5 protein-coding genes and 1 pseudogene are annotated in these 3329 nt (G+C 47.3%); 3 read left to right on the top strand and 3 right to left on the bottom strand.

Features of this window, described 5'->3' with window-relative positions; genetic code table 11:
* Positions 1-100: 100 nt before the first annotated feature.
* Entirely contained in the window at positions 101-346 is a 246-nt protein-coding gene (locus ACXAFR_RS27140; protein WP_475183246.1) for a hypothetical protein, read from the bottom strand.
* A 292-nt stretch (positions 347-638) separates the two neighbouring features.
* On the opposite strand from ACXAFR_RS27140, the gene ACXAFR_RS27135 reads away from it, so the two are divergent.
* Positions 639-1289 (top strand): hypothetical protein, encoded by a 651-nt coding sequence (locus ACXAFR_RS27135; protein ID WP_475183242.1) that lies wholly within the window; start codon positions 639-641, stop codon positions 1287-1289.
* Positions 1290-1787: 498 nt separating this feature from the next.
* Here the strand turns inward: ACXAFR_RS27135 and ACXAFR_RS27130 are convergent, their stop codons facing one another.
* Both ACXAFR_RS27130 and ACXAFR_RS27125 read right to left on the bottom strand, forming a co-directional pair.
* Complete coding sequence (locus ACXAFR_RS27130; protein WP_019606330.1) at positions 1788-2156, bottom strand: helix-turn-helix domain-containing protein; 369 nt, start codon at positions 2154-2156, stop codon at positions 1788-1790.
* 17 nt (positions 2157-2173) lie between these two features.
* Positions 2174-2476, bottom strand: a complete 303-nt coding sequence (locus tag ACXAFR_RS27125; protein ID WP_475183238.1) for a type II toxin-antitoxin system HigB family toxin — start codon at positions 2474-2476, stop codon at positions 2174-2176.
* A gap of 87 nt (positions 2477-2563) precedes the next feature.
* On the opposite strand from ACXAFR_RS27125, the pseudogene ACXAFR_RS27120 reads away from it, so the two are divergent.
* Positions 2564-2680 (top strand): annotated as a pseudogene (locus ACXAFR_RS27120) (transposase); the annotation flags it as partial.
* 270 nt (positions 2681-2950) lie between these two features.
* Complete coding sequence (locus ACXAFR_RS27115) at positions 2951-3307, top strand: hypothetical protein (protein WP_475183236.1); 357 nt, start codon at positions 2951-2953, stop codon at positions 3305-3307.
* Positions 3308-3329 lie beyond the last annotated feature (22 nt).

The following is a 3329-nucleotide window of genomic DNA, read 5'->3' as shown; positions in this document are numbered from 1 at the left end:
GAGGGTAATTAATCGCAGGCGTTCCCGTAGGGCGGCAGCCTCCGTAAATGGGCCTTTGTAATGTCCTGTGTGCGGTTTGTACAACTCAGTTTGCCATATCTTATTTCGCGAGATTGCGGTAGATATCATCAAACTCTTCCAGGCTGGTGGCGAAAGTAGTCATTACATGACGACGTGGTCGTTCCTTTTGTTGGCGATCGATATAGTCGCGCAAGGCTTCATTAAGCACGGCTTCAAACTGACGGCCTTGGCTTTCTGCAATCTGGCGAATTGCAGCCAATACCTCAGGGGCGGCTTGAGAGACAAATTTTTCACGAGCGGGGGAGGACATGGCGGCTTCCATCATGATCTATCTTGATGTTTTATGATGGACCATCATCCTGCGCATTTCTAGTTGCTCGACGTAGCGTTGCCTGACCGGAAAGTACAGTGAGAATTTGGGTAGTATTCCGCATAGAGGTCGCTAGAAAATACCACTATCATGGTTAGCTGGTGATATGACGACAGCGATTCTGGGTTAACCTCCGCATTTGCTTGTAAAGTGCTGACGTGGTTGGATTCCAGCTACTGGTAGGTTAACTGTTTGCGGTTGATCATATTTACTCGACTGTATTGATTCTATAAGAAGGGACTTCTGCATGAAGACATGGACATCATTGGTAGCATTAGCCGTTATACTTTCTCTCACTTCATTTACTAACGCGGAAGAGGATATTTCGCAGTTACTACAATCTGCCGTGCCGGAAAAAATAGAGCGCATTGCAGCGGATGGTACTGGCCCGGGAGACAAGACCTCCTCTTTACGCCTGGATGGTTGCCTGCTGACGCAGACGGTCATGACGCCTATGGATGGTAGTGATACACCTCACCGGGAAATCAGTGTGCTCGACCTGAGGGTTGCGAGGGGTGTACTTGATGTTATGTTTAATGAATCTCGCAATACCGATATTGTTCGCGTCGGCTTGAAGAAAGGTAAAACGAGAGAGATCGAAGATGCGTTTAGCCCTGTGAAAGAGGCTTTCAGATCTGAGGTCTCACGGCTTGAGATGGAACGTGAAATTTCGTTTATGGATATGGAGGCTCGCAAAGCCCTTGCTGAAGAGGTGATCGATGAGATGATCCCTCGAATATCGAAGGGCGAATTTGGTGAATTACCTTCTCAGGCCTACGTCGCCGCCAGTGGCCGTCTTCAGCCGCCGATGCCGAATCTGCAGATCTTTATTGCACCAGGGAAAGGGAAGGCTGTTGGCGAGGTTCTAGATTCATTAATGAAAGGGACTTGTAAATAATCGCTCAATGACTCCGAACGATTTACGACGTTAAGTAATAAAAGGAGTTTGCGCTTCATGCGGCAGCATGCTCTTCTGTTGCTGTAGCGATTCAACTTAGAGCTGTGTTGGCAGTTAATAAAATTATCGAACATCGCAAAGCAAAGCCGAATTAAACCTAAGCTTCGGTGCTGATTGTGATGCTCCCGCCAAGCTATGGCTTTGTGGCGATCAAGGAAGTAGGGGAGAAGCTGGTGCCACTAGAATATGGCGGAAGGGCAAGTTAGCTCCTCATGTGTGGTCTAGAAATTAGTGCGTATCCACAGGTCTGGAGAGGTTAGACTAGTGATGGAGCCGGGGGGGAACCCCTGTCAAATGTTCTGGTGAATATAGGGTCGAGTCAGATGTATTCGGTGAAGGTTGCTGGAGTTGCTCTATGAGAGCTAGAAGCTGCTTTTTCTCCTGCTCAAGCTGTGCGAGCCGAGCGTCAATCTCGTTGTGCTTTGAAATCTATCACTCTTAAGCATGCGCTTGAGGTGGTTTGATTAAGGACTCTGCCGGAATACCCAAGCCCTCATGCAGCTTCCAGATCATTTTTAGCGTGAGCGAGCGTTTGTGATTGAGAATTTCGTAGACTCGGTTGCTTTTTCCAATCATGGGTTCTAGGTCTTTCACTGTTAATCCTTTACGCTCCATTTCAAACTTAATGGCTTCAACAGGATCAGGCAGTTCCATAGGGAAATGCTTGGCCTCATAAGCTTCGATAAGAGTGACCATGACGTCCAGCTTTTCGCCTTCAGGTGTGTCAGGGCCAGCCATCATCAGGCTTTCAATTTCTTTTAATGCCGCTCGGTAATCGGCATCAGTTTTAATCGGTTTGATGTCCATAATTTTTCCTCCAGCAATTAAATAGTTTGCACATCAATTTTGTCGTACTGCGCATGTGTACCGATGAAGCGGATGTACATCACGCGATAGGTATAGTTGATCCACACGACCAAACGGTACTTGTTACCCGCAATATTGAAAACCATTCGCCCATCTTTGAGGATACTGGCATTTCTGAAATCCTGCTTAACATCGGCAGGAGCGCTCCAGTCAGCCGCTAAGGCATGTCGATACCAAGCAAGCGTAGGCTCTTTCGCATCCATATACACTGGGTTTTCTTCCCAGAAAGTTTTCAGTGTCGATAGGGCAATGATTCTCATAGAGTTGATAGTAGTCCCAAAACGGGACTTGTTCAACTAAAATATACCGGAGAATCAATATGAATGAATATCAAGCACTTATGACGCCACAACAAAATGGAAATGATGAGCCGGCGTGCGTATGGTTTCAGGAATTTTGAGAATTATCGATTGAGAGTGCTGGCCCACTGCGGATGGGACGGTATTATTAACCGGGTCCGATGAGTGCCATCCCCATTAATGTTTTAGAGATTGGTAAAGTTGCGGGTCAATAAAAAAGCCCTAATAGCTGGTGATGGCTATTAGGGCTATTTACAAGATGGTGGGAGTTATAACTGAAAGTGGTGTTCAGTAGGATTGAAAAGAAGCGGCGTATCTGATTGATTTGTTGTCGCCAAACAAAGCAAGTCAATCAGAGGATACACCGCTATGGGGTAGAATAACGTTGTTGACCTATCGGGTCGAGATGAGATTACAGACCCACTGACCGAACTGTTGCGCGCTAGAGCTCCGGATCTTATCCTGAAAGCCGTCGTAGCAGGGTTAGCCGACTTTTTTAGTCGTTTTGCTGACCGTAAAATCGATAATGGCCGCGCGGCAGTCGTGCGTAATGGCGATAACGGCCTGTTCTTCATGGACCAAGACCGGGATACGGACGATGCCTACTTCACTATCTATTCCTCCGACTTCAGCAATGCACCTGTCACAAGCTGGGGAGCGGCCATCGTAAAGATTGATGGGGGTGTAACGTCGCATAACGTTCCAGAACTCGATGGGTCTTCCGCAACCTTAGCCATCGCGCTCGTCGCAGGGGTGTTGGCCATAATGAAGAATCGTGGAAAGACTTTCTAAATACCTTTTCACGTTATCTCCG

It is taken from the genome of Pseudomaricurvus sp. ABR4_320 (genome assembly GCF_056159445.1).
This window is presented reverse-complemented; position numbering and strand designations above follow the sequence as displayed.